Raw genomic sequence first — 26822 nt, forward strand, 5'->3', positions numbered from 1 at the left:
ATTTTTATTATTTATAATTTTAAATATGATTAATTTTTTAGAAAAAAGAATGCAAAAAGCCTTAGCAAAAATGGCTAAAAAAACCGTCCTCAAAGAGGAAGATATAATTGAAATTACAAGAGAAGTAAGAATGGCTCTTTTAGAAGCTGACGTTAACTTAAAAGTTGTTAAAGAATTTATTGCTAACGTTAAAGAAAAAGCTCTTTCTACTGAAATTATTGGTAAATTAAACCCTTCACAACAAATGATTAAAATTTTTCATGAAGAACTTGTCAGAATTCTTGGTGGAGAAGTTAAAGAAATTAAAATTGACAAAAAACCTTACATTATTATGATGTGTGGGCTTCAAGGATCAGGGAAAACTACAACAGTAGCAAAATTAGCTTACTATCTTAAAAAGAAAAAACAAGTAGAAAAACCACTTTTAGTAGCTGGTGATATTTATCGTCCAGCTGCGGTTGATCAACTTGTTACTTTGGCTAAAAGCATCCAAATGGATTATTTTGAAAAAGGAACTAGCGTTCCTGTTGATCAAATTATCCAGGAAGCTTTAAAATATGCTAAAGAAAATGGAAATGACTTGATTTTAATTGATACTGCAGGGCGTTTATCAATTGATGAGAAACTTATGCAAGAGTTAAAAGATGCTAAGAAAGTAGCTCATCCAGATGAAATTTTCTTTGTTGCCGACTCTCTTTCAGGTCAAGATATCATCAATGTCGCTTCAACTTTTAATGACAATCTTAAATTAACAGGGACAATTATTACAAAACTTGATTCTGATGCTCGTGGTGGAGCTGCATTTAGCTTAAGAAGTGTTTTAAACTTGCCAATTCGTTTCATCGGAACCGGAGAAAAAGTATCTAACTTAGATCTTTTCTACCCAGATAGAATGGCAGATAGAATTTTAGGTATGGGTGATGTTATGAGTCTTATCGAAAAAGCTCAAGATGTTATTGATGCTTCAAAAGCTGAAAAAATGATGATGAAAATGTTCAGTGGAGAATTTACTCTAGATGATTTAATGGAACAAATTTCTCAAATTAAAAACTTAGGTAAATTTTCTAAGATCTTAAAAATGCTCCCAGGAAATCTTAGTTCAAAAATATCTGAATCACAAATGGAAAAAGCTGAAGAAAAATTTGCTCTTTATCAAATTTTAATTTCTTCAATGACTAAAAAAGAAAGACAAAATCCTAAATTATTAAAACAAGCTTCTCGTAAAGAAAGAATCTTAAAAGGAAGCGGAAGAACCGCTCAAGAATACAATAAATTATTAAATGATTTTGATGCTATGTCAAAGAGAATGCAAGATATGGCTAAAAACATTAAAAACGGTAATTTTGGTGGATTCGGTGGTTTAGGTGGTTCAGGTGGCGGAATGTTTTAATGCCTGCTAAGCTCTCAAATTTGTATAACAAACTTCCTTTGGGAGTTTTTTATTTTGCAAATTTGGAGGACTTGGCTTAAGGATGCTCCATAAATTCTTTTTTAGTTTGACACTTTTAAAAACTATAAATATGAATAGACCTAAAATATAGTTATATTCATCTTTTATTAAACTGTAATTCCTATATAGTAAATTTCATATCTATGCTTTTATCTTAGTAGTAAATATAGAATAATAACAATAACATTTAACACTGAATTCAACTATTCTGTTTTTGAAGTGAACTGAAAGATAAGTGTAATTGTGTACAAAAAATGTTATTTTTTAATTGTAAAATGTATGTTATTTTTTTACCGTTCAGACACATATGCACAAAATAATATAATTATTATATAAGGAAGAATTTTTAAAAAATGATGGTAAAAATTTTGCAAGCAAAGTGCATTCAGATTGATCAGGTTCGATGATTCATTTATTCGATGCTGAACCTGAAGAGTATTTAATTAAAAATAAAGCTCCAGTAATGATTTCTTTTGTTAATTTAAAAAAATGGGCAGGTTATAATGTTGTAATATATGTTTGAAATTCTAAAACAGGCAAGTATTTAATTCACTACGGATGACCCGATGGCAGAAACTCATAAAGAATTATAAATAAATCTGATGTGTGGGGAATAGCAAATCCAGCTTATTGATACTCATTCAAAGTGAAAGATCAATTTAAAAAAGAAACAAGAAAAGCTTTTAGTTTCAAAAACGAGGTAATTTCTTATGATGAATTTAAGGCAAAATACTAATAAAAGATTAATTATTCATTTTTGTGCTTTACAATCAATAATTTTTCTCTTATTAACAGCAGGTCTCTTAAGCTATATTTCTTACGGAATAATAGTAAGCAAAAAATTATGGTGGCTGATTCTGGTTTTTTATCGAAATTGCAATTTGTTTTTATGTTTTAACTGTTTTAATATTGATTATTTCTAAAATTCCACTAATAAATTCTTTTAATTCCTGAAAAATTAAATTATTATATCTTTTTACATTCGGTATCTTCTTATTAAAAGTAAAAGATGAAAATATTGCTAATTTTAAACTGCTAAGAAAAACAAATTTAATTATGATTTTTGTGTGAAGTTTTGTATTCTTAGGTTTTTTGATTTTTTTAATTGTTGTTTGTTTATTAAAAAATGAAGACATATTTCCAAATCTATGAGATGTTATATTATTTGAATCTATTTTAATTGTACCTGCTTTAGTACCATTAGTTTTCAATTTATTTTTATATAAAAAATCTTTAGCTTTAGCACAATAATAGCTTAATAACAAAGCACAAGTACAGAGTAAAAATTTTGTAACTCTTGTATTTGTGTTTTTTATATTCTTTTATTGACAACCTACTATGTAAATTATTATAAATCCTGAATTTATAAGTTAGAACTTTATAAAAAACGAATACATCTACAAGCAAGGTGTATTCGTGCTCAATTGTAATTTGCATTGCAACGCCTGGGTTCGAACACACAAAAAAAGGCGCGGTTATATAAACTAGGAAACGAAATATTGACACAACCATATTTCGTGTCCTAGTTTACCTAGTTTAATTAGAAGATTTTTTGTTTTGTTACCTTGATGTATCAAATATGAACATTCTTTTAATGCATTAAAATTTATAATATTAATATGAAAATAAAATTATTTTTGAATTCATTTGCTTTATCGATGCCACTTATTAGTGTAATAAGTTGCAAACCGCAAGAAAATAAACAATTAAAACTTTGAGGTGATGATAAATTTAATACCAAAATCAATTTAAATAAATTAAGTTATGTTTCAGATTTGGAAAATGTTAATTTTATCGCACCTTTTAACCATGAAATCGAAAAATCAAATACTATGTACCAATTAACAGTGTATAGTTTTGCAGATGGTAATAATGATGGAATTGGCGATTTTATAGGACTGGCGAATAATTTAGATTATTTTGTAAATTTAGGAATTGACACTCTTTATTTATCACCAATACATCCAGCTAGTTCTTATCATGGATATGACGTTATTGATTATTGTGATGTAGCGCCTGAACTTGGTGGAATGGAAGCTTTTGATAATTTCTTAATAAAAGCACATCAAAAAGGTATAAGAGTTATTTTGGACATGGTTATCAATCACACATCTTATGAACATCCTTGATTTCAAAAAGCCTTATCAGGTGATACTAAATATGAAAAATATTATCGCTTTTACGAAAAAGGAACTCAGGCTAATGATGATAAAAAATATGGAATCGATGATTCTTGACTTAGAAATTTATTTTTTAACGTAGATAAAAAAATTTCTGCTACTAATAAAACATATGTTGCAACATTTTGAGCTGGAATGCCTGATTTAAATTTAGATAATCCTGATTTATATCAAGAAATTATGAATATACACCAATTTTGAATTAAAAAAGGTGTAGATGGCTTTAGATACGATGCTTTTTATCATATTTGAGATGGTGAAAACCCAAATGAACCATCTGATCCTAACGGACAAAAAACTGCAAAATTATTTGCTGATATAAGAGATTCAATTACACCTATTTACTTAAAAAATAATTTAGGTTTTTCATCACCGCTTTTATTTGGCGAGTGATGAAAAGAGCCGGAAGAAGCATCTAAATATTTTAAATACAACAACAAAGATGCATTAAGTACAGTCATAGATGGAGCAAGATTTAAAAACTCTAGAACAATTTCATTAAATTCAACACAAGAAATTGATTTAAAAAACTTTTTAAATAATATTGATGAAAATTATAAAGTTTCTTCAAGATACTGAATTCCATTTTTAGATAACCATGACGTTAATAGATGAATTTTAAACCGCGCTGATGATATTAATTATAAAATCGATCCAAATAATCCTAAAATTTCAAAAGATTTAATCAATTATCAAAAGTATGGATTAATTGCTTTATTATCAAGAGGAGGACTTCCAACTCTTTATAACGGAAACGAATTAGGTATGTTTGGTGGTCCAAAAAGCAAAGGTGATAATTATGTTAGAGAGGCGTTTCCGTGAAATGATTCTAAAAAACAAGTTAATTTTTATGAAAGACGAAGTGGAAAAGATTCATCAATTATAAAAGTTGGTAACTCAAAAGGGATTGAATCAATTGAAAAACAAATAAACAATCCTTATTCAATTTATAATTTCACAGCTAAAATACTTAAAATAAGAAAAGAATATGATTCAATTAAAAAACAGGATACTAAATATATTGCACCTTTTGCTGATGTAATTAACGCAAATTATATTGTTAATAACTTAAATAACATCACGCTAAGAAAAAATGAAAACGGTAGCTATATTTTATTTGCTTACAACCCTAAAAGACAATTTAAATTTGCAATAAAAGACAATTTTAAAATTAAAAAAATATTGTTAAACGAAAATATAGAAATAGAGGGTAATTTAATAAAAGGAAAACAAGAAGGTGCTTTTGGAATTTTCGAAATAAGTGAAAAGTAAACTTGTATATACAAGTGCTTTTTATTACTGTAAGTATAAGAAAAAATTCTTGTATAACTAAATATTAATAGAAAAGAATAAAATTATAGATATGGAAACATTACTATTATGATAAAAAGAGAAAAACTAAACTGAAAAACGCGATTTAGATACTTTTGATTAGGAAAAAGACCAAGAGAAAGAAAGTCTTTACCTAAAATAGTTGAATATTTATATATGATTTTTGCAAATATCATCTTACTTATATTTACAATTTTAGTAATTTGAGAAATTTTTGCTTTTAAATCATCTGAAAATAAAAGTTTAGCTGAAAATTTTAATTTATATGGATGAAGAATTCTAATAAGCTTAGCTTCTTTTGGATATGTAACTATAATTTTGTGTTCAATTCATATTTTCTATATTTTAAGCAAAACTGAATTTTATAAATGAAGCGGAATTTTAGGCGTTGTTTTTTCTTTACTAGGACTTTCTCCTATTGCATTATTTTTCTTAATGGTATCTTATTCCAAAAATGAAATTGCTTTTTATTAAATTGTAAAGTAATAAAGTAATGAAGGGATATAAATATGAGTAAAAAAACTAAATTTATGAAACTTGCAGCAAGCGCAGCAGCAATCGGAATGCCTTTATTTGGTTTTGTCGTTTCTTGCGGGAATAACGCAAGTGAAACTAATAAAGAAATAGTTATTGCGGTTGACGGGGTGCAAAAGGATTTTTATAATGAAGTTAAAGCTATTTTTGATAAATCTAAATCAGCAGCAAAAGGATTTAAAATCAGATTTATTGAAAAAGACGTTTTTGGTGCTTTAGATTTTGACGTTGCTGGTGCAACAGATACTAAAGTTGTTTCTGACATTTTCTACGCTCCACAAGATAGAGTTACAACTCTTGTACAAAAAGGTTCTGTTGTTCCATTAGAAGAATTTGATTCAGAGCTTTTTACCGAAGTTGCTAAACAACTTGGAGCAACTCCTCAAGAAGTAGAGCAAATGAGATCATTTGGTCAAATTGATGGAATTAAAAAAGTTAATAATATAATTACTCCAATTACCAAACTTTATGCTATTAGACATAATACAGAAGGAATTGTTCTTGCTTCTAATAAAACAGAATCAGAAACAAGAGCTGAACTTAAAAATGAAAACACCGACACTCTTGCTGAACTTGTAAAAGAAGGAAAAGCTATTTTTAGAATTCAAGACTTCTGATATGGAAATGGTGTTTTAGCTGGTGCTTTTAAACAAATTCAACAAAAATACGCTAGCGAACTTACAGAAGATTCAACAAATACTCCAGTTGATTTAATGAAAAAAATTCTTTATAACTCAGATGAGCTTGCTAAAGCTTCATCAGGATTTATTCAAGCATCAACAGCTGAAGGGGCACAAATTCCTGCGGATAAATATAACAAATATTTTAAAGAAGCTCTTGGGATTGTATCTAAAATTTATTATCCATTATGAGAGGCTGCTTACAAATTAAATGAAGCACAATTTGCTGAATCAGTTTGAGCTAAAAAAGGAATTTCTCAAGGTGATCTTAAAGCGGTATTAAGTAATGATATGGGTTCAGTTCAAAATAAAATATTTGAACTTATGAAAAATAACAAAATTAATTACGCTATTGTTGGTACTTGAGATATTCAAAATGCTCAACAAAGTGGTAATGCTCAATCATTTTTCAATGTTATAAATGTAACTGAAGAAAGTTCATATTTACAAGCAGCAGGTTCATGATCATACCTTATTAACATTAGAAATGCTAACGCATCAAAAGAAAGAAGAGAAGCTTTTAAAGAACTTATTAAAGCTATTTTCACTGTAGATGCGTATAAAAAATACTTCAAAAAAGATTCAAAAGTTCCATTTGTTAGAAAAATTCAAGGAGAACTTAAAAAATCTATTTTACAAGACAATGCTGAATTAGATAATGAAATACAATCATTAATGACAGAACTTGGATACAGAAATATCGATGAATATAGAGTTGCTTTTGAAAAAGAACTTAAAACAGCACAGGAATATTCAAATATTTCTCTTTCTGATTGATCAACAGAAAATGATCACAACGATCCTCTTGCTGAAAGCAATCTTAAAAAAGCATCTTCAATTACTGAAACAATTACAGCATCAGGAATCATTACTCAAGATAATGTTAATGAAATATCAGAAAAAATTAAAGATCAAGTTTCTTTAAGAAATGCAGAAGCTGCTATTTTAGGTCTTAGTGACGTTGCAAACCTTACTGGTGATGGTCAAACATGACAACTTGGTAAAGAAATTGTTAAATTAGAATATATGAAATCACACCAAGAACTTGTACAAAATAGTAATGAAGACTCAATGACACTTCACGTAAGAAAAGTAGAAAAATTAATTTTTGGAGCTAATGGTGATAATTCTGATGAAAAAGATGCTTTATATGACAAAATCGCACAAGCAAATTCAGATGGTACACTTAATAATTTAGTTGATGAAGTTAAAAATAAAGCACTTGAATTTGCTAAACAAGCATCAACTAATTCAAATGTAGATGAAGAAAAAGTAAAAAGAGCAGCTGAGTTATACTTTAATTCATATGTAAATACTGCTTTAATTAGACAATGATCAAAATCTCTTATTGAAAATAATATGGCTCTTAAAAAAGATCAAACACCTTCAAATATTAAAGTTTCACAAGTTATTGAAAAAATCGCTAAATATGATAAATCATTATCAGTTAATGTTGTTTTAAATGTTCTTACATCAACAAAATCTCTTCAAGACAACGGTATCGGAATTTTAGAATCTCAAAGTGGTCGTATTGATGGGTCAAATCCACAATATGGTGTTGTTTGAGGAAACTGAAACGATCAAACATTTGGAAACAAAGTATGATTAGAATCACTTGCAGGACTTAGTGGAGATAAAGAAATTAATTCAATTGATAAATTCACAGATGCAGTTGCTTCAAAATTAAGTGATTTATTCTCTCAATCAGCAAATGCAATTAATGAATCTAATTCATCAACAAATGTTGTCATTAATTAATTTAAATGCCTAAATTTAAAACTAAAATAAAAAAACCAGAGTTTTATACTTTATTATTCTTAATATTTTTATTTGTATTATTGCTTTTAATATGGGTTTTAATTCCTTTTACAATTGGTTATAAAAAACCAGAATACGTTCCTTCTGAAACAGATTTATCAGAAGAAGAATTTTATTCAAAGTTAGGAAGCGAAATTGCTACTATTAAATTGCTTACATATATAGGAAACTCACTTATTCTAATCTTTTTTGTTGTGTATATTATTTTAGCAAGACACAAAATAAAATTAGGATATGGTTTTTTTATAACTTGAATAATAATTTTTATTATTTTATCAACAATGCCTTTTATTAGAGGTATTTCTCAAATGCATATTATTGAACTTTGAGTTGGTTCATTAATTACTGTTGTTAATATTTTATTAATTATTACTTTAAGTTATTTAACTTTTAAATTACATGTTGATCGTAAAATTCATAATTATCAATGATATAAAATACATAAAGGAAAGGGAACATAATGGATAAACTGAAGTTATACAATTGATATGGCGAAGAATTTGATTTGATTGTTCCTGAAAATGGAGAAACTCTCAAAGCATATAAACATCAAGTCAATAATCTTTTTGATAGGCTTATAGATAATGTTAAAAATCGTGAAAAAATTGATAAAGACTTGTTCTTAAGAGCCAAAGCAAAAATTAACGATAATTTAAAGCGTGAATTAAATAGTCATAAAATTGCCCTAACTTTGACACTTTGGTCTTTTTTAAGACTTTTTGAATTTCTTAATATATTACATATATTAAGAAATTTTTTATTTTTTTATTTCATATATAGTAAATATATGGTATAATATGGTAAAAAGGACAAATTATGGCATCAGTACAAATCATCAAAAAGAATAAAACACAATATGTAAGAATCGTAGAATCATATTGAGATAAAGAAACTAAAAAACCAAAAATTAGAGAAGTAAAATTTTTAGGTAAATTAGAAGATCTTACAAAAGATAATCCAAACTTCATTGAAGAATTAAAAGAATCTGTTAGTTCAAAGAAAAATCAAAAACAAAAAGATAGAAACGAACAAATTTTACAAATCATGAATTCTTTAAAATTGGACAAATTTAAAGGAACAGAAATTAAAGGATATGGAAATTTAGTTTACGAAGAAATCATAAATTATCTAGAATTACCAAATTTCTTAAATGACTTACAAAAGAAAAATAGTAGGTCAAAATATGACCTAGCATCAATTACAAAAATGCTAATTTTAACAAGAATTTTAGAACCATCTTCTAAAAGAAGTTCAGTTGAAAAAATTAAAAAATATTGATACAAATTTGATGATAGTTTGAAAGACATTTATAGATCACTTGAGTTTTTACAGGATAAAAAAGCGGATATTTTAAAACATTTAAATGAACAATTTGTAGACAAAATTAACAGAAATTTAACATTCTGTTTCTATGACGTTACAACTGTTTATTTTGAAAGTTTTATACCTGATGAACTTAGAAAATTTGGTTTTTCAAAAGACAATAAAGTTAACCAAACTCAAGTTGTTTTAGGTCTTTTAATCGACGATATGGGAATACCGATTTATTATGATTTATTCCCTGGAAACACATCTGATTTCTTGACTTTAAAACCTGTTTTAGAGAATATAAAAAGAGACTTAGGTATAGATAAAATTACTATTGTTGCAGATAGAGGTTTAAACTCAAAAAGTAACTTATTAGCCATAAAACAAGCAGGATACGATTACATAATGGCTTACAAAATCAAAGGTAAAGAAAATAAAATTGAAGGAATTTATGATCTTGATACATATAAAATGATGTATGAAGAATTCAGTGTGAAAAAACAAGATCACAAAGAGCTTTTTAAATCTAATAATACCTTTTATGAAATTGACAATAAACTGATTTTAACTTTCTCTGGAAAGAGACAAAGAAAAGATAAAAAAGATCGTGAAAGACTTATTAAAAAAGCTGAAAAATTACTCAATTTATCAGCTATAAAATCAGAAATGAAAAGAGGTGGTAAGAAGTATTTAAAACTTTCAGCTAACGAAGTTGAGTTAGATCATCAAGCGATTTTGAAAGATGAAGCCGCAGATGGATTTTATGGAATTTTAACATCTCATGAAGATATGGATGAAATGGAAATTATTGAACAATATTCAAAACTTTGAAAAATAGAAGAAAGTTTTAGAGTGATGAAAACAAACTTTGAAGTAAGACCAATTTATCTTTCAACTGAAAAGACAATCAAAGGACATTTTTTAATTTGCTTCCTTGCACTCACGATTCAAAGATATTTAGAATTTGTTCTTGAATATTGTGGTTATCCGCTTCCTACGAATAAAATAATTGAATCAATTAAAAATCAAAAATTATCAATTATCCCAGAAATAAATACTTATATTAAATCAGAAGAATCTGAAGAGTTCAAAACTATATTAAAAGTTCTTGGACTTAAACCAATTGAAACTATTGGTAAATGTGAAGACGTAAAATTTACTATATAGGAATTGTGATATAAAAACGACGAATAGCTCTATATTGTAGGGTTATTCGTCGTTTTAAGTTTTAAAAGTGTCAAACTTAGGAAAAATTGATAAAGACTTGTTCTTAAGAGCCAAAGCAAAAATTAACGATAATTTAAAGCGTGAATTAAATAGTCATAAAATTGCATATCAAAACAAAATTAAAGTTTTAAAAGACTCAATAAGCAATTTAAACTTTGCTAAAAGTATGACAAAAATGCTTAAGAAAGAATTATCTAAGCTTAGAAAAAGTAAAAATCAGTTACTTAAATATGCTAAAGATTTTGAATATTCGCTTACTAAAACAACTGATGAACTCGAAACAAAAAAAGATAAAATAAAAAACTTAATTAATAAAACTGCTCTCGATGAACATGAGTTATTTAAAAAATACGCTATTTTTTCAATTATTTTAATTTACATTCAAAAAAATGAAGATCGAGAATTCAAAATCGATAAAATCAAACAATATTTAGTCGATGCTGAGGTTAACTTTATAAGTAAATTGAATAATCCGGATCAATTTTTCAAAGATATTTATTTACAATTGGAACAAAAAAGATCTTCCTTTTTAGAAAATCAATCACTTTTAAAAGAAAAATATTTAAAAAGTTATAAATTACAAAAACAACTTTACGAAAACGAAAAGTACAACATAAAACTTTCAGCAAAACAGAAAATTTTAGAGCTTGAATTTGACTATAATGAAAAATTAACTTCAAGCAGAAAAAAAGTATATGAATATAGAGATGCAGCAAAAGAAAAAATTGAAAAGCATAAACAAGAAATTTTAAATGTTGAAAGTAAAAATATTTCTTACTTAAAACAACTTAAAAGTAGTGGAAAAGTTAATGTAAAAAATCTTAAAATTGCTTATAAAAACAATTTAAAAAATATAAGTACTAAGGCAATTGAACATATACAAAATAATTTTGCAGAATTTTTAAATAATAAATTCGAAGATAAAAATTATGCTTCTTTATTTTTGGAAAATAAAAATCTTAATTTGGTTTTAAAATCCGCTTCAAGTGAAGACTCAATTTTAATTAATATTGCTTATAAATATTATTTCAGCAAAGCCAACTTATATGCTGTTAAAAAAGAATATAAAAATCTTTTTAAAGCTAAATTTCTAGAAAAACAGTCTGCAATACTTTCTAAATATACTTATGAAGGAAAATTCAAAAAAGAAGTTTCTGTGGCTTTAAATGAATATGTAATAGACAGCGATTCAACTAGATTAAAATTTTTAAATGAAAAAATTGAAGCTATATATGAGCTTGAAAAACTCAAAATTACTAATGCATTTGAAACTGAAAAAGAAAATTATAAAAATAAAAAACAAATTCTTAAAAAAGAATATAAAAATAAATTAAAAGAATTAATAGTTAAAAAGAAAAATAAAGAAATTTCTGAACAAGCTGTTAAAAACAAAAAAACAGAGTATAAAATTTTATATAAAGAAGCTCTTTATTCTTTAAAACTTGAATCAAATGTTTCTAAAAATAAAGAAATTTTGAAAACAAGTTTCTGAAGAAAACTTGCTGAAAATAAGGTTAATCGAAAAATAAAAGAAAGCAAAATTAATGAAGCTCAAAAAACTATCCCAACAGAGTGTATTAAATCAATTAAATTTTGAGCCTTTATTTTAGGATTTATTTTACCTGGGCTTCCTGAAATTATCTTCTTTAAGCAATATTTAAAAGGTGCTATTTTACTTATTGCTTCTACTTTAATTTATTCACTAATAATTCCATTTACATTTGGTGCTTATTGAGATAAAATGGGTGGGATTCCTGGTCTTAGCGACCTTGGTGCTAGTGTGCACCATTTAACGAAAAATAACTATAATTTTGCCGATGCTCGTTATTATCTTTTTGGTGGTGTTATTTCAGTTATTTTATTTGTAATGAGTTTTATTTACTTACTAGTTAGTGCAATTGGTGCTTATAGAGTTGCTAAATATATGCAACAAGGTTCAAGACCAAGTTTATGAAGTCATACTAAATATTGATTAAATACTAGTGGTTTCCCTTGAATGATTTCTCTTGTTGGGTGAATTTTAATGATTTTTATCGTCGCAACTCCAGTTATCACTTCTGTTCTTATTTCATTTACAAATTACGGATTTAATCACGAAGCTCCTACAAAAATTGTCGAATGAGTTGGGCTTAAACAATGAGGAAGCTGATGAACTTATCGTAAACTTGATTTAATTACATCTATTTCTCACGTAATTACATGAACATTAATTTGAACAGTATTTTCAACTCTTATTCCAATTGGATTAGGAATTATAATCGCTATTTTAAATAATAATAGTCGAATCAAAGGTAAAAAAATATTTAGATTAATCTTTATTTTACCATGAGCTATACCGGCTTTTGTTACTCTTACATTTTTAAGAAACTCTTTCCAAGCTGGTGATACAAGTTATATTAACCTAATTCTTCTAAAATTAGGAATAATTAGTAAATCAGTTGACTGACTAAATAAAATCAGTACAGCAAGAATTTTGGTTATTTTAGTTCAAACATGAATTGGTTATGCTTGAATATTTATGTTAGTAACTGGTAATTTACAATCAATTTCTAAAGATATTTATGAAGCAGGTTCAGTTGATGGTGGAAAAAATAGACAATTATTCTGATATTTAACTCTTCCATCTCTTTTAGCTTCTATTGCCCCAATGTTGATAGGTCAATTTGTTGGTGCATTTAACAACTTCACCACAATTTCTCTTTTCACAGGTGGTGGACCACTTTACGAAAATTCAACTTTCTTTAAAGAAGGTGCTACTGATATTATTATTTCATGAGTATATAAATTCACAACTGGTGCAATCCAACTCGATGGAAACCAAGCTTTTGCAGCTGCACTTGTAACACTTGCATCATTATTTAGTATTGCTCTTGCTGCTCGTGGATTTATTAAATCAATGTCAAGGAGGGATTAATGTTTAATTTATTTAGAAATTCTTTTTATAAAAGCAACGCAAACAAAATTAGAATTAATGAACGAAAATTAGCACCTAAAAGAATTAATTTTAATGAATCAGACTATAAACCTCCTACAACAATGGAAATAATTTGATTGTTTTTTAATTATTTAATTTTAATTTTTTGAGCTTTAATTATTTTATTTCCTATTATTTCGCTTGTTATTGCTGCCTTCAATACTAATAATCCAAGGTATATTGCAATTACACCTTTTAAATTTGGTTTTGATAATTTCAGTTATCTTTTTAGTTCTGAACGTAGTTTATTTTTAAGATGATATGGAAATACTTTGTATATCTCGGTTCTTACAATGCTTATTTCTACATCTGTAGTTGCGCTTAATGCTTATGCATATTCGAGATTTAAATTTGCTGGTTCTAAGCACTCTCTTACAATCATTATGTTCTTGCAAATGATTCCCGCAACTTCATCATTAATTACTTTGTTTATGCTTGTAAAATTAGGAGATTCAGTTGGTATCTCTCCTGTTTCTATGTTAGTGATTATTTACTCTGGTGGTGCAATTTCAGCTAATACATTTATGCTTAAAAGTTACCTTGATACAGTAAGTAAAGAGCTTGATGATTCAGGAAAAATCGATGGATGTAATAACTGAGGATTATTTTTCAGAATTTTACTCCCAGTTATTAGACCTGCTCTTATAATGGTGGCTCTTTGATCATTTTTAACACCGTTTACAGATGTTATCTTGCCTAAATTTGTTCTTATTGAAAACTCAGATAAAACACTACCTATTGGTTTAGATACATTTCTTAATGCTGAACCAAAACATATTAATGCAGGTGCTTATGCAGCAGGTTCTCTTCTTGCTTCACTCCCAGCGTTTTGCTTATTTATGTATCTTCAAAAATATATTGTTGGTGGTCTTAGTGATGGAGCCGTGAAAGGATAAAAAATGTGATTTAAAAAAGAAAATAAAAATGTTGATTCTAATTTAGACCTTGATATTTCTAGTGGTTTTGAAACAATAGATTTAGATAAATTAGTTAGTGAAGTGGGACAAGTTTATAAAGAAAGTAATGGTGCTCATATTAATTTAGTAAATATTTCTAAAAAATATGAAGGTAATGAAAAATACACACTTGATAATATTAATTTAGAAATCAAACCAGGTACATTTTGTATCTTTTTAGGTCCATCTGGTTGTGGAAAAACAACCCTTCTTAGAATGATTGCAGGTCTTAACTCAATTACCAAAGGAGATCTTCTTTTTAACAACAAAAGATACAACAATTTAGCTCCTAGCGAAAGAAATATAGCAATGGTTTTCCAATCTTATGCTCTTTATCCACATATGAATGTATATAATAACATTTCATTTGGATTAAAAATGGCAAAAGAAAGAAAAGATATTATCGATCGAAGAGTTAAAGATGTTGCTAAAATTTTAAAAATTGAAGATTATCTTTATCGTAAACCCAGAGATCTTAGTGGTGGACAACGTCAAAGGGTAGCAATTGGTAGAGCTATTGCTCGTAAACCTCTTGTGTTCTTAATGGATGAACCGCTTTCAAACCTTGATGCAAAACTACGTGAAAGTATGCGTAGAGAAATAGTTAATATTCATAGAATGCTTAATACAACAAGTATTTACGTTACACATGATCAACTTGAAGCTATGACTATGGGAGATCAAATAGTTGTGTTTAATGATGGAAAAATTCAGCAAAGCGGAACAGGAAGAGACTTATATTTCAAACCTGCTAATCTATTTGTTGCAAAATTCATCGGTTCTCCAACAATGAATACTTTTGACGCAATTTATCAAGATGGTCTTATTAAATACAAAAATTTATTTGCTTTTAATGTTGATAAAGAAGTTGCTGATAAATTAAATGAAAATCAAAAATTAGAGATAGGTTTTAGAAGTGAAGATATTAAAATTTCTAGCCACTTCTCTGAAAATAGTATTAAAGGAAAAATTAACAATATTGAACTTATTGGTAAAGATCAACTTATTGCCGTAACTATTGATTCAGATACTGAATTTATAATTAATGCGCCAAATGATGTTTTCTTTAATTTATATCAAGAAGTTTATATTGAGTTTGTAAATTCGAGAATTCATATCTTTGACAAAGAAAGTGAAAATCGTGTCAACTAAATATTTAAATAAAACTCGTGATTTCTTTTTAAATAATTCATATTTAAAAAGAAAAATATTGTTGTTATTAGTAAGTATTTTTTCTTTAATATCTCTTATCTTATTATCTATTTTATATATAAAATTTAAACAAAGAGTTGATGAAGAATTCACTTTTTTGTCTGGCTCATTTTTTAGTGAAGCTGATAAAAAATCTTATGAATCAAATCCAGAAAAGTTTCTTTTATTTAAGGAAACTAACTCAAGAAGTTTTCAACTTCTTAAAATTTTTTCAGGATTGAATTTTTCACTTATAACATTATTTAGTTTAAATGTTATTATTACTGCAATAATGATTGTTTATTTATTGAAAAATAAAGACAATGGAGATTATTTATTTAAATATATTATTTTAATTTCTTCATTAACTTTTATTTTAACTTTCTTCTTGATTTCTCTTCAACCAAGTGAAACATCAAGGATAGAACAAATTGTAGTAGGTAATAATAAAATGAGAATAACCGTAACTATGCAAAAAATGAGTTATATGCTTGCTTGAATTACTTTGTTGTTCTCTTTCTGTTGCCTTACATTTTCAATTATGGCAAAACGTAGATATGGATTTTTAACAAAAGATATAACATTAAATAAAAAAGAAATAGAAACTCAGCAATTAAAAGAACAAATTAATGAAATTTTAAATTAAAAAAATCTGAATAACAGCAAGAAGTTTCTTGTTGTTATTTTTGATATAAAAATTTTTTATTTATCATATCAAGAATTTTAATTATGACTTGTTTATAAGTTATAAAATTTCAAATTATGAAATTTCTTAATTTAGTAAAACAATTTTTATGAGAATGACAATATAAAAAAATAGTTGAAAAACAAAAGCGAAATTTTTTCGCAAATTGAGATAATCCAAAATATTTTGATAAAAAATGAAATTTAGATTATAAAAATATTGATATTAAAGATAGAAGCGTTCAAAATAATTTTAAAACAATAGGTAGTAATGTTGTTTATCAGGTTTTAGTCTATAATTTTGCAGACGGAAACAATGATGGAATTGGTGATTTTATTGGTTTAAAAAACAAAATTCCTTATTTTGTGAATTTAAAAGTGGATCAACTTTGATTAAGTCCGATCCATCCTTCAACTAGCTATCACGGTTATTCTGTTATTGATTTTTGTGATGTTGCCGAGCAATTAGGTGGAATGAATGCTTTCTTAGACTTTTTAGATGAAGCACATAAAAACGGAATCAAAGTTTATTTAGATATGGTTTTTAATCACACTTCATATGAACATCCTTGATTCCAAAAAGCATTATTAGGAGATAAAAAATACGAAAATTTTTATCGCTTTACAGAAGACTTTTGCGATGAAGATATAAAAACAGACACAAATACACATCGTAAAAGATACCCAAATTTAAATCAAAATATTTTTGGAACCAACAAAAAATTTCTTGGTCGCTTTTGAGCAGGTATGCCTGATTTAAATTTAGATAATCCTGAAGTTATTGATCAACTTATTGCAATTCAAAAATTCTGAGTTTCACTTGGTGTAGATGGTTTTAGATATGATGCATATGCTGAGTATTTTTCAAGTGAGATAGAGACAAAGAACAATTTTAATGAAAGTAAAATTTTTGCACTTTTAAGAAAAGAAAGTGAAAAAATAAACCCAAATATTTTTATGTTTGGTGAATGACTTGAAGATGGAATAAAAGCATTAGAATATTCAAAATTTAATGATGAAAAAGCACTTGATACAAGTTATGATGGAATGCATTGAAAAGAAAAAATAGATGTAAGAATAAGTTATGAAAATTTATTAAACTTAGTTAATAAATATAGTCAAAATAGTAGCGATTGAATGCCTTTTTTATCAAATCACGATGTTATGAGGTGACTTGATAATTATCGACAAAAATTTTTAAAAATTAAAGAGAATAAGTTATTAAAGAAAAAACCAAGCGCTAGTGAAATTGATGCATTAAAAATAGCAATTTTTGTTCTTTTAGCAATGCCAGCAAGACCTATTTTGTATTACGGAGATGAACTTGGTTATTTTGGAACAAGAACATATGGGGATCCAGCATTGAGAGAGCCAATGATTTGAAATAATAAAAATGAAATTTGCCAAATTCAAGAAACAAAAATAGATTCATTGAAATCGAAAGTTCTTGCCACAAGTGCTCTAACTTTACCTTACGTTGAGGAAAATATTTCTAAAAAAGATTCCGTTTATGAATTAATTAAATTTTTGAATGAATTAAGAATAAAATATCCATTTTTATCACTTACCGATTCTACAACACTTGATGATCCAAAAGAATATGTAGATTGCGAAGACTATTCAAGCGTTATTATTAGAAAACACAAAAATACAATTTTGATGTTTGTGTATAAAAATGATTTTTCAGAAAATCATATTGTTAGAAAAATTTCAAGAAAATATAATTTCAAGTTAATTTACAGTTATAAATGTATAAACAGAACTTGAGGAATTGAAATGAATAAAAATAGTATGGCTATTTTTGAATTAAAAAGGAAGTAAAATGAAAAAAGCAACAATTGATATAGGTGGAACAAATACTCGTTTTGCTATTTTTGAAGATAACAAAATTGTCTTTAAAGAAAAATTTTTAACCAATAAAAACAATTACAAAGAAACTTTAGATAAACTTATAGAATTAATAAATTTTCATAATATAGAAAATTTAGCACTTTGTATCCCTGGCCCTGCTAATTATAAAGATGGCATTGTTTATGAAACACCAAATTTACCAAGTTGAACCAATTTAGATGTTAAAAATTACTTGCTTTCTAGGGCAAAAATTAATAAAATAATTTTTCAAAATGATGCAAACGCAATGGCTTATGCAGCTCATAAAAAATACAACGATGCAGCAAATGGGTACACTCAATTTTTTACTATAAGCACAGGATTTGGTGCTGGTTTAGTTATTGAAGATAAAATAATTAACGGTTTCAATTTTCAAGCTCAAGAAATAGCTAAAATGCCTACAGGAAATAAGTTAGATAATTATTATCACCTTTCTCCTTATGCTGCTGAATTGTATGTATCTGGTACAGGTTTTGAACTGCAAGCAAAATCACAAGGATTACAAAAAAGAGCAAAAGAAGTGCTCGATGATTATCATTTAGGTATAAACTATGCTGTAAAAATAGTTGAAAACGCAATCGAAGCACTAGCAAAAACAATGGCTTGCAGTTGTGCGTTAATTAATCCAAATTTAATTGTAATTGGTGGCACTGTTGCTCAAAATGCACCTTTTATAATTCAAAAAGCTTTTGTTAAATTGAAAGAATATGTGTGAAAAACACAATATGATAATTTAAAATTAGTTATTGATGATAGTGGTGATGATTTAGCTTTAATGGGGCTTGATTTATTATTAGAAAATTATTTGTAGCTCGTAAAACGTATAAAATTTATTATAATACATAATTATGAGTGAGATTAAAGAAGAAAATAAAATAAAAGTTAATAAAACAGATATAGTTGCTGGGTATTTAATTGATTTAATTCAAAGTGGGAAAGTTCCTGTTAATAAAATAATGCCATCAGAACATCAACTCATGTATCGTTTCGGATGCTCTAGAAGTGTCGTTATTGCTGCATATTCAAAATTACAAACCTTGGGAGCTGTTTATTCAATTTCCAAAAGAGGATATTTTGTTGCTGAAAATTTCCATAATTTAGTTAAACCTCTAAGTTATTTGATAGGTTCAGACAAATGTAAAGGGAAAGAAATTATTGAAGGGAAAAAACTTCCTGAATGAATCTTTGACAAAAGAATTATTTTTGTGGAAGACTTTAGAGAATTTGATAAAGAATATTTTAAAAATGACAATTTAATTGGTGTTTCTAAATATTACATTTCAACAAAAAATTTAAAAGAAAATGAAGTTATTGATGTGGAAGAATCGCTAATTGATTTGCTAATTGATCGTAATGCAATAAGTAATATTATTTATGATTTAAAATATGAAGATGATCCTTATTTTGGGTTTAAAAAAATTGTTGTTGTTTATTTTTTCGGATACGATGATGACTCAATTAGTTTATCTGGAAAATTTTGAATTCACCCCGATCATTTTAAATTTAATCATCAGGAATTTTCTTTAAAAAAAGTAATTAAATAAGACTTTTTAAAAGTCTTATTTTTATTTGCCCTTCTTTTAGGGATAAACGTTTTGAAAAGAGCTCAAAAAATACATTATAAATTAATATATTTTTGTAAAAATTCATGTAATTATATTAATTTTTACATCTTGATATATTAAGAAAATAGCTCTATTTTACTGATAAAAAAATAATAGTTTTAAAATTTAATTAATATGAATAATCAAAAAGAACAAATCCAAAAATTAGAAGAAAAAATGAAATTAAATATAAACAATATTACAAATCTTGGTGCACATTTTGAAAGTAATTGCATAAGAGTAAGAGCATTAAATTTACATTCTTACTCATTTGAACTCATTATTTATGATAAAAAAGATACAGAAAAAATTATCAAAGAAATTGATATGAATCAAATCAATGAATTTGTTTCTGAAGCAATAATTTCAAATGAATATGAAGGACATCCATATCAATTTAGAGTTACTTTTTCAGAAAAAAATGGTAATTCTATTCAAAAATTAGCACTAGATCCATATGCAAAATCTATGGTTCCATTCAATTGAGATGGTAAAGAAGAAAAAGTTGGTAAAGGTGTTTTTGTAAATTTAAAAAGTCCTGAAAGTGGTTTTGAATTAATAGAAAAAAGTTATAAAGCAGACAAATTTATACCTAAAGGATACCCGAGTTCTTCTGTATATGAATTACACATTAGAGACTTTACTTCAAATATAAAAAATGATTCATTAGAAGAAAAAGAAATTGGAACTTTTAAAGGTGCAATAAAATCAAATATTTTTAATTATCTAGATGATTTACAGTTTAATGTAATTCAATTGCTTCCAATTCAATCAACCTATACAGTAAATGATAATGATAAGAAAATTCTAGAAAAAGGGCAAGGAAAAGGATGAACAACTAATTATAACTGAGGATATGATCCGCATAATTATTTTTCAATAAATGGTGTTTATTCTACAAATCCTAATGATCCATATGCAAGAATTAGAGAATTTAGAGAATTTGTTCAAAAAGCTCATGAGCAAGGAAAAGCTGTTATTTTAGATGTAGTTTTTAACCATACTATGATTAACGAAATTTTTAATAATTTAGATCCAATTACAAATTATTATTATAGAAATGAAGCAGAAACTAAACCGGTTAATTTACCACCACTTGCGTCTAATAGAATTTTAGTAAGAAAGTTTATTATAGACTGCCTTGAATATTGAGTTAATGAATTCCAAGTTGATGGTTTTAGATTTGATTTATCTAGCTTTTTAGATAAAAAAACTTTAATTCAAGCAAAAGAAATTTTTACAAAAAATTCTTATAAGGCTCATAATGGGATTTTGCATGGAGAGGCTTGAAATTTTACAGATTTAACAGCAGAAACATCTTGAATAAAAGGGAAAAGCGATAATGAATATCAATTTGGATATTTTAACGATTCTATAAGAAATGCGATCAAAGGAAGCGATCATTCAAATGATAAAGGGCTTGTTATTAAAAATGATCTAGATAAGTTTAAATCATATGTATCACAAGTTGTGGGTGGAATTAAAAATTATGAATTTGATAACACAATTTTTAGTAACGATCCATATGATTTATTTACTGATTACCCAAAAGTATCGCTTAGTTACAACGCTTGTCATGATGGTGCTACTTTATGAGATAAAATAAATAGTTCTTCTAATAATTTAAGTTTTTTAGAAAGAGTAAATAGATATTTACAAGCATTAATATTAACTTACTCCGTTCAAGGAAATGTTTTAAATTTAGCAGGGACTGAATTGTTACAATCTAAACCAAACGATAATTCAGGGATGGATGCAGAAAGATCAAATAAAAGTAATTATCCAGATGAACTTGATGATAATCCTGACGATAATAGTTATGCAACCAATAGTTACAAAACAACAGATTTTGTAAATTGCCTAAAATGACATCATGTTAATAAATTAAAAACAATAGATAAAAAATATAACATTGCAGAAATTTTAAATAGTTTTATTAAAACATTAAATTATTTAAAAATCGAAAAAGCAAACTTTTTTAATAAAGAAAATATTTTAGATATTAAACAAAATATTAAATTTCTTATTTCAGATTTTGAAAAAGGGATTTTGATTTATGAATTTAAATCTAATGGAACTAATGGAAAATATTTAATTATGCATAATTTCGGTGAAAATGATTTTGCATTTAAACACGATGATTATGAGCTAATATTAAATTCTAAAATAGACACAAAAAACAATTTGGGCATTTTAGAAACACATAGTTCTAAAATATTATTTAAAAACAACTAATTTAGGAGTAAATATGAAAAATTTAAAATTGTTAAATGACAAAATCATATATCAAATTTTTCCTCGTTCTTTTAAAGATTCAAACAATGATGGAGACGGAGATATCCAAGGGATTGTTTCGAAATTAGATTATCTTAAAAACTTGGGAGTTGATGCTATTTGACTTTGTCCTGTTTATGATACAAATTTTGTTGACGCTGGTTATGATGTTCTTGATTACAAATCAATTTGGAAACAATTTGGAACATTAGATGATTTTAAAAAATTAGTTGATGAAGCTAAAAAAAGAAATATCGATATCATTATGGACATTGTTTTAAATCACGTTTCAAATGAACATGAATGATTTAAAAAAGCATGTGAATCAAGAGAAAATAAAGAACACAATTACTTTATCTGAAGAGATGAACTTAGCGACCAAGAAAAAGAAGCAATGAGCATTTTTGGTGGAAGTGCTTGAGAATATGTACCAAGTGTTAATAGATATTATTTTCACTTATTTGCAAAAGAGCAAGTTGATTTAAATTGAGAGCACCCCGATACTTTAAAAGCTATGGCTTCTGTAATTGATTTTTGATATCAAATAGGGGTTAGAGGATTTAGATTAGATGCAATTAAACATATTTCGAAAAATTTTGAAGAAACAAAAAACAACCCTGCTTTTGCTTGATGTAAAGGGGCAGTTGAATATCTTAAAAAATTTAATGAAATTGCTTTTAAAGGAAAAGATGATGCTTATACCTTTGGTGAATCTAGTGGAATAAGCGCAAGTGAACTTATAAAATATGGTAGCGGAGATGATAAAGTAGCTGATAATTATTACAATTTTGCTTGATGATGAATTGGTTGAGGTAAAACAACTGGTAGAAATGGTTATGATGCTAATTGAGATTATAAAAATTTTGTATATATGCAAAAACCATTTCAAGAAAATGAAAATATAAAACCTTATATGTTTACTAATTTTTTATCAAACCATGATACTTCTAGAAGCATTTCTCGTTGAGGAAGCGAAAATTTCTTTTGAAAAGAAAGTGCAAAAACACACGCTTTATTTTTAATGGCTCTAAAAGGTGTACCTTGTGTTTATTACGGTGAAGAAATTGGGCTTTTAAATAACAATTTTAATAAAAGAGAAGATTTTAAAGATGTAGATATTTATAATGCTTTTTCTAACCTTGTGGATAAAGAAAAAGTTTATTCAGAATCTGAATTACTTAAATATTGCAACATAAACTCTAGAGATAGCGGTAGAGCAATCATGCAATGAGATAATTCTGTTAATTATGGCTTTAACAAAGGAAAACAAACTTGAATTAAAACAAATGATAATGGAACTTCAATTAATGTTGCAAGTCAAGAAAATGATGATAAATCAATTCTAAGTTTTTATAAAGAAATTATAAAACTTAGAAAATTTGATTTAAAAAATGTTCTTGTTGAAGGAAATTCAAAAATTAATATTCTTGAAAGCGGTTTAATACAACTAGAAAGAGAATTAAACGAAGAAAAAATTATTGTTTTAATCAATATGACTGATAAAGAAATTACTAATGAAATTCCAAATAAATACAAGCAAATTATTTCTACATACGATGATCAAAAACAAGTCAAAAATGTCTTTAGACCATATGAGTCAATTTTGCTTAGAAAGGAAAATTAATGAAATATTTAAAATACGATCTTGAAAACAAGACAGTTTCACAAATTAAATTTGATAAAAATGTAGTTGCTAAAACAGAAAGTATTTTCGCTTTAGGAAATGGATATTTAGGAATAAGAAGTGCTGATGAAGAAATTACTTCATATAACAAAGAAGATTTTTTTGTTAATGGTATTTTTAATAAAGATGCACCAGATGAAGTGCCTGAATTAGCTAATTTAGCAGATTTAATGAGCACTAACATTTATTTTAATGGAGAAATTTTTGAAGTTTCTAATAATGATAAATATTTAAAAACATTGCATATTAAAGACGCCTTTTTATCAAGAGAAGTAGAAGTTTCTAGAGGAGAGAATAAATTTTTACTTAAATTTGAAAGATTTGTTTCTCAAGATAATTTAAACGTTTATGCACAAAAAATCACTGTAAAAGTTTTAAAGGCTGCTTCAGATGTTTCTTTTACTATCGAGCCACAAATCAATGGACAAGTTACAAACACAGGAACCCAACATTTTAAAGAAGGGATTAAAAAACGTCCTACTCTTGAATCGCTTACAATGCATCAAGAAACCACTCTTAGCAAAAAATATGTAGTTCATAACTTAATAACAAAAGCGTTTTTAAATGGAACACAAATTCAAGGTGGAAATGATGATTATGTAATTGACATTAAAAGAAGATTGATTAAATTTAAAATCAAGCAAAAATTAAAAGAAGGTGATGAATTTACACTTGAAAAACTTATGTCTGTTCACACAAGTGTGGATGATAAAAAGTCTATTCTTAAAAAAGAAAAAGTAATCCAAAATGCAGAATTGATGCATAATGAACTTTTAAATGAAAGATACGATAATTTAAAAAACAAATCTATTTTAGCAGCTAAAGATAAAATTTGAAATCAATTTGATGTTCAAATCAATGGTGATAATGAAGCTAAATATGATCAACTTGCATTAGAATTTGGTATTTTTCACTTAAATTCTTTTGTTCCTAAACATTCGACTAATTTAAATGTAGGTGCAAAAGGTCTTTCAGGAGAAGGATACCAAGGACATACATATTGAGATACTGAATTTTTCATTAATCCTAACTATCTTTTCACTAATCCTAAAGTTGTTAAAAACTTATTAACATATAGATATAAAGGGATTAAAGGTGCTCGTGCAAAAGCAAAAGAGATAAAGGAAAGAAAAGAAGAAAGTAATCTTGAAGGAGCACAATTCCCTTGAGAAATGGCTTGACCAACTGACGGGGAAGTATGTCCATATTGGGGACAAGCAGATGTAACAACAGGAATTCAAGTCCCAATTGCTTCTAGAAGACAAGAAATTCACGTTTCAGCAGATGTGGCATATGCTATCGATCAGTATTTCAATATAACTGGTGATTTAAAATTTATGGAATCTATGGGTTATGAAATGATAATTGATACCGCTTGATTCTATACAAATAGAGCCGAAAAACAAGTTGATGGAACTTATCAAATTAAAGATGTAATGGGTCCTAATGAGTATAAAGGGAATATAGATAATAATGCATACATAAATAGAATGGCTAAATATAACATTGATTTAGCTATTCATTATATTAGAGATTTAAAACAAAATAATTTGAATTTATGAAAAAAAATAATTTCAAAAATCCCTTATAAAATTAATGTTTTAAAAATGCAAACTGTTTCTAAAGGATTGGTTCAACAAGCTCCTAATGAAAATTTAGTAATTGCAGAAAATGATCAATTTTTAAAATTGCCAAAAGTGGATGTTTCTCCATTTCAGATGCTTGGTGATGCTGGAAAAAAACTTTTCAGCACAAAAGAAGGACACAAAAGACTTTGTTCACAACTTGTTAAACAAGCCGATGTCGTTCTTTTAACAATGCTTCTTCCACAATTTTATTCTAAAGAAATTAGAAAAGCAAATTTTGATTATTATGAGCCATTAACAACTCACGATTCATCACTTAGCGCCGCAACATACGCAATTGAAGCAGCTAGACTTAAAATGATTCAAAAGTCATACGAATTATTTAAATACGGAATTAATATTGATCTTGGAACCAATATGCATTCATCTGACGCCGGAATTCATGCAGGTTCACTTGCAGCAATTTGACAAATGATAGTTTTTGGTTTTGGTGGAATTGATTGACATGATGGAAAACTATTCATTGATCCTTTATTACCTAAAAATTATGAATCTTTAAGTTTTAAAATTCAATTTAAAAAAGTTTGATTAAATATTAATGTTTATCAAGATCATTTTACAATTAACACAATTAAACCTAAAACAATGGTAGAAGTTTATATAAATAACAATAGAGAAAGAATTACAAATACAACAAAGAAATTCGGAGTTAATCGTGATTAAAGGATTTATTTTTGATTTAGATGGTGTTATTACCGATACTGCTATTTTACATTTTCAAGCTTGACAAAAAATCTTAAAAGATAATGGAATTGAATATACAGAAAGTGAAAACGAACAATTTAGAGGTTTACCTAGACTTGATACTCTGGAAGCTATTTTAAAATATAAAAACAAAGAAAATGATTTTAACTATGAGCAAAAACAAAAAATTTGTGATTTAAAAAATGATTATTATTTATCTCTTTTATCAACTGAAGTAAATGAAAACTCAATTCTCCCAGGTATTAAAGAGTTTTTAACAGAAGCCAAAAAAGAAAAAATTAAGTTAGCAATTGCTTCAAGCAGTTATAATGCACCTTTAATTTTGGAGAAATTAGGGATTGTTAATTATTTTGATTTCATAGTTAATCCTGCAACTATAAAAAACGGGAAGCCAGCACCTGATATTTTTATTGCTGCAGCTAATGGGTTGAATTTAAAAACGAATGAATGTATCGGATTTGAAGATGCTTCTGTTGGTATTGAAGGTATTAAAAAAGCAAACATTTTAGCTGTTGCAATTACCACTGAAAACGAAAAATTATTTGCAGATGCAGATTTAATTTTAAATTCTACTAAAGAATTATCATTACAATTAATCAAAAGCACTTTTAAAAAAGAATTTTCGGAGTAATAAAACAAAACTTTTTTAATAAAAATGATTAATCTTTACATAAAAAACCTTCCG

The 26822-nt window shown here is 26.6% G+C and carries 21 protein-coding genes; 20 read left to right on the forward strand and 1 reads right to left on the reverse strand.

Annotation, left to right across the window (positions count from 1 at the left end):
- Positions 1 to 25: 25 nt before the first annotated feature.
- From ffh to GOQ20_RS04725, 3 genes are all read left to right on the forward strand, one after another.
- On the forward strand, positions 26 to 1390 hold the full coding sequence (gene ffh, locus GOQ20_RS00795; RefSeq protein WP_167845023.1) for a signal recognition particle protein: 1365 nt from the start codon (positions 26 to 28) through the stop codon (positions 1388 to 1390).
- Positions 1391 to 1853: 463 nt separating this feature from the next.
- Complete coding sequence (locus GOQ20_RS00800) at positions 1854 to 2033, forward strand: hypothetical protein (protein WP_167845024.1); 180 nt, start codon at positions 1854 to 1856, stop codon at positions 2031 to 2033.
- Positions 2034 to 2054: 21 nt separating this feature from the next.
- On the forward strand, positions 2055 to 2186 hold the full coding sequence (locus tag GOQ20_RS04725; RefSeq protein ID WP_268896785.1) for a hypothetical protein: 132 nt from the start codon (positions 2055 to 2057) through the stop codon (positions 2184 to 2186).
- Between the two features lie 151 nt (positions 2187 to 2337).
- Here the strand turns inward: GOQ20_RS04725 and GOQ20_RS00805 are convergent, their stop codons facing one another.
- The gene (locus GOQ20_RS00805) at positions 2338 to 2715 is read right to left on the reverse strand and encodes a hypothetical protein (protein ID WP_167845025.1); all 378 of its coding nucleotides are present in this window, start codon (positions 2713 to 2715) and stop codon (positions 2338 to 2340) included.
- 354 nt (positions 2716 to 3069) lie between these two features.
- Between GOQ20_RS00805 and GOQ20_RS00810 the strand changes: the two genes are divergently transcribed.
- The 17 genes from GOQ20_RS00810 to pgmB all read left to right on the forward strand — a co-directional run bounded on the left by GOQ20_RS00810 (position 3070) and on the right by pgmB (position 26768).
- On the forward strand, positions 3070 to 4902 hold the full coding sequence (locus GOQ20_RS00810) for an alpha-amylase family glycosyl hydrolase (RefSeq protein WP_233091227.1): 1833 nt from the start codon (positions 3070 to 3072) through the stop codon (positions 4900 to 4902).
- Between the two features lie 108 nt (positions 4903 to 5010).
- The gene (locus GOQ20_RS00815; RefSeq protein WP_167845026.1) at positions 5011 to 5436 is read left to right on the forward strand and encodes a hypothetical protein; all 426 of its coding nucleotides are present in this window, start codon (positions 5011 to 5013) and stop codon (positions 5434 to 5436) included.
- Between the two features lie 35 nt (positions 5437 to 5471).
- Positions 5472 to 7934, forward strand: coding sequence for a hypothetical protein (locus tag GOQ20_RS00820; protein ID WP_167845027.1), 2463 nt, complete (start codon positions 5472 to 5474; stop codon positions 7932 to 7934).
- A 5-nt stretch (positions 7935 to 7939) separates the two neighbouring features.
- On the forward strand, positions 7940 to 8455 hold the full coding sequence (locus GOQ20_RS00825; RefSeq protein WP_167845028.1) for a hypothetical protein: 516 nt from the start codon (positions 7940 to 7942) through the stop codon (positions 8453 to 8455).
- Complete coding sequence (locus GOQ20_RS00830) at positions 8455 to 8790, forward strand: hypothetical protein (protein WP_167845029.1); 336 nt, start codon at positions 8455 to 8457, stop codon at positions 8788 to 8790. Before GOQ20_RS00825 ends, GOQ20_RS00830 begins: the two co-directional genes overlap by 1 nt.
- Before the next feature lie 20 nt (positions 8791 to 8810).
- On the forward strand, positions 8811 to 10469 hold the full coding sequence (locus GOQ20_RS00835; protein WP_167845019.1) for an IS1634 family transposase: 1659 nt from the start codon (positions 8811 to 8813) through the stop codon (positions 10467 to 10469).
- A gap of 67 nt (positions 10470 to 10536) precedes the next feature.
- Positions 10537 to 13443, forward strand: coding sequence for an ABC transporter permease subunit (locus tag GOQ20_RS00840; protein WP_167845030.1), 2907 nt, complete (start codon positions 10537 to 10539; stop codon positions 13441 to 13443).
- On the forward strand, positions 13443 to 14399 hold the full coding sequence (locus tag GOQ20_RS00845; RefSeq protein WP_167845031.1) for a sugar ABC transporter permease: 957 nt from the start codon (positions 13443 to 13445) through the stop codon (positions 14397 to 14399). The genes GOQ20_RS00840 and GOQ20_RS00845 overlap by 1 nt, the downstream gene beginning before the upstream one ends.
- Positions 14400 to 14402: 3 nt before the next feature.
- Positions 14403 to 15611: an ABC transporter ATP-binding protein gene (locus tag GOQ20_RS00850; RefSeq protein WP_167845032.1), complete on the forward strand. Its 1209-nt coding sequence runs from the start codon at positions 14403 to 14405 to the stop codon at positions 15609 to 15611.
- Positions 15592 to 16296, forward strand: coding sequence for a hypothetical protein (locus tag GOQ20_RS00855; RefSeq protein WP_167845033.1), 705 nt, complete (start codon positions 15592 to 15594; stop codon positions 16294 to 16296). The genes GOQ20_RS00850 and GOQ20_RS00855 overlap by 20 nt, the downstream gene beginning before the upstream one ends.
- A gap of 116 nt (positions 16297 to 16412) precedes the next feature.
- Positions 16413 to 18155, forward strand: a complete 1743-nt coding sequence (locus GOQ20_RS00860; RefSeq protein WP_167845034.1) for an alpha-amylase family glycosyl hydrolase — start codon at positions 16413 to 16415, stop codon at positions 18153 to 18155.
- Between the two features lies 1 nt (position 18156).
- Entirely contained in the window at positions 18157 to 19035 is an 879-nt protein-coding gene (locus GOQ20_RS00865; RefSeq protein WP_167845035.1) for an ROK family protein, read from the forward strand.
- A gap of 37 nt (positions 19036 to 19072) precedes the next feature.
- Positions 19073 to 19768 carry a winged helix-turn-helix domain-containing protein gene (locus GOQ20_RS00870; RefSeq protein WP_167845036.1) on the forward strand — a complete coding sequence of 232 codons (696 nt, stop codon included), beginning with the start codon at positions 19073 to 19075 and terminating at the stop codon, positions 19766 to 19768.
- A gap of 195 nt (positions 19769 to 19963) precedes the next feature.
- A complete protein-coding gene (locus GOQ20_RS00875) occupies positions 19964 to 22063 on the forward strand; it encodes an alpha-amylase family glycosyl hydrolase (protein ID WP_167845037.1) in 2100 nt (699 codons plus the stop codon).
- Positions 22064 to 22076: 13 nt separating this feature from the next.
- Positions 22077 to 23726, forward strand: coding sequence for an alpha-amylase family glycosyl hydrolase (locus tag GOQ20_RS00880; protein WP_167845038.1), 1650 nt, complete (start codon positions 22077 to 22079; stop codon positions 23724 to 23726).
- Positions 23726 to 26095, forward strand: a complete 2370-nt coding sequence (locus tag GOQ20_RS00885; protein ID WP_167845039.1) for a glycoside hydrolase family 65 protein — start codon at positions 23726 to 23728, stop codon at positions 26093 to 26095. The genes GOQ20_RS00880 and GOQ20_RS00885 overlap by 1 nt, the downstream gene beginning before the upstream one ends.
- Entirely contained in the window at positions 26088 to 26768 is a 681-nt protein-coding gene (gene pgmB, locus GOQ20_RS00890; RefSeq protein WP_167845040.1) for a beta-phosphoglucomutase, read from the forward strand. Before GOQ20_RS00885 ends, pgmB begins: the two co-directional genes overlap by 8 nt.
- Positions 26769 to 26822: the final 54 nt, after the last annotated feature.

It is taken from the genome of Mycoplasmopsis gallinacea (genome assembly GCF_012220205.1).
Taxonomy (GTDB): domain Bacteria; phylum Bacillota_I; class Bacilli_A; order Mycoplasmatales; family Metamycoplasmataceae; genus Mycoplasmopsis; species Mycoplasmopsis gallinacea_A.